The following is a 2,090-nucleotide window of genomic DNA, read 5'->3' on the forward strand; positions in this document are numbered from 1 at the left end:
GGGGCTCACCGCCGGCGGCGAGCCTCGACGCGGCGGGCGTGCTGAATCAACGATTCAGCGCATCGCCCAGTCCTGTCATTCGGCGTCGGGTTGCCGCGAGGGATGCGCTGCCTGGAAGGCAGGATCGGCCTCCGCACGGGCAGCAGCGCGCGCGATCTTCGGGAAAGCCTCCATCGCCACGGCGAAACGGCGGGCCGCGTAGACCTGCGGAACCAGATACACGTCGGCGAGGCCGGGTGCGGCTCCGAAACAATAGGCCTCGCCCTCGATCAGCGACTCGATCGCGGAAAAACCGTCAACGATCCACCGCGCGATCCAGGCGCCGACCTCCTCCTCCGGACGGCCGAGATCGCGCCGCAGATGGTTCAGGGGTCCGACGTTGTGCAGCGGATGGATGTCGCAGCCGATGATCGCCGCCACCGCTCTCACCCGGGCGCGGTCGACGGGATCCGCCGGGAGCAAGGGCGGTTCCGGATAGACCTCCTCCAGGTACTCGATGACGGCCGGCGACTGGATCAGCACGCGGCCGTCGTCGAGGGCGAGGGCCGGCACGCGCTGCTGCGGGTTGATCTGCCGATAGGCCTCGCTGTGCTGCTCGCCCCCGTTCCGCACGAGGTGGACGGGCACCTGCTCGGGCGCCAGGCCCTTGAGGGCGAGGGCGATGCGCAGCCGGTAGGACGACGTCGAGCGCCAGTAGCCGTAGAGCTTCATGCGACCGCTCCGAGGATCTCCGCCCGGCACTCGCCGAAGCCGATCGACGCGAAGCCGTCGCGCACCGCGCGGGCCCGCAGGATCACCTCGTCGCCGTCCTCAAGGAACCGGCGCTCCTCGCCGGAGGCGAGCCGGAGCGGCTGTCTGCCGCCGAGAGTCGCCTCGACGAGGCTGCCGCAGGCCTCCAAGTCCGGGCCGGAGATCGTGCCCGTGCCGAGCAGGTCGCCCGGCCGCAGATCGCAGCCGCCGCTGGTGTGGTGGGCCACCATCTGCGCCACGGTCCAGTACATGTGCCGCGTGTTCGACGCCGAGATCCGGTGAGGGGCGAGCCCGGCCTCGCGCAGGCCGGGCGTCATCAGAAGGACGTCGAGCCGGATGTCGAAGGCACCCAGGCGCTGGTCGGCCTCGTCGGTGAGGTAGGGCAGCGGGCGCGGATCGCCCTCCGGCCGGGGCGCTTGCGCGATCCGGAAGGGAGCGAGCGCCTCCGCGGTGACGATCCAGGGCGAGATGGTGCTGGCGAAGTTCTTGGAGAGGAACGGCCCGAGCGGCTGGTATTCCCAGGCCTGGATGTCCCGGGCCGACCAGTCGTTGAGCAGGCAAACACCCGCGACGTGCGCGTGCGCCTCGCCGATCGAGATCGGCTCGCCGAGCGCATTGCCGGGGCCGATCCAGACCCCGAGTTCGAGTTCGTAGTCGAGCCGGCGCGAGGGACCGAAGACCGGCTCCGCCGCGTCCGGCGGCTTCGACTGCCCGCGCGGGCGGCGCACCGGGATGCCGGAGGGCCGGATCGAGGAGGCGCGGCCGTGGTAGCCGATCGGCACGTGCTTGTAGTTCGGCAGGAGCGGGTTGTCGGGCCGGAATTGCTTGCCGATGTTCTCCGCGTGGTGGATGCCGACGTAGAAGTCGGTGTAGTCGCCGATCGTGGCCGGCAGGTGCAGCTGGGCGGCCGCCGCATCGTGGAGGAGCGGCGCGACCTGATTCCGCGCGGGAGAGCCCTCGGCGAGGAGCTCGGACAGGCGAGCCCGCAACGCCCGGCGCGGTCCCGCGCCGAGCCCCAGGAGACCGTTGAGGGTCGCTCCCGCCGCCTCGACCGCATCGGCAGCCGTCCCCGACAGCAGGTTCGCGGCGAGCAGCGCCGGCAGGTCGAGGATGCGCTCGCCGATCGCGACGCCCGCTCGCGGTGCCTCGCCGTTCGGCGAAAACACGCCGAGCGGCAGGTTCTGGATCGGGAAATCCGCGTGGCCGTCCGCCCCCGGAACCCAGCTGCGCAGGGCCGGAGCGTGGGTGTGATCGATCGCGCTCATCACCGCGCCTCCGGCCGGTTCGGGTCGAAGTGACGCGCCAGCGCCCGGCCGTAGTCGCCGTAATCCCGCTGCAGC

At 71.7% G+C, this 2,090-nt stretch carries 2 protein-coding genes; both read right to left on the bottom strand.

The features are described from left to right. Window positions 1–75 precede the first annotated feature (75 nt). The gene (gene maiA / locus ACKUB9_RS23800; protein WP_407527605.1) at window positions 76–711 is read right to left on the bottom strand and encodes a maleylacetoacetate isomerase; all 636 of its coding nucleotides are present in this window, start codon (window positions 709–711) and stop codon (window positions 76–78) included. After that, window positions 708–2,015 carry a fumarylacetoacetase gene (fahA, locus tag ACKUB9_RS23805; RefSeq protein ID WP_407527608.1) on the bottom strand — a complete coding sequence of 436 codons (1,308 nt, stop codon included), beginning with the start codon at window positions 2,013–2,015 and terminating at the stop codon, window positions 708–710. Before fahA ends, maiA begins: the two co-directional genes overlap by 4 nt. Between the last annotated feature and the right edge of the window lie 75 nt (window positions 2,016–2,090).

This window comes from Methylobacterium oryzisoli, assembly GCF_046557895.1.
GTDB lineage: Bacteria > Pseudomonadota > Alphaproteobacteria > Rhizobiales > Beijerinckiaceae > Methylobacterium > Methylobacterium oryzisoli.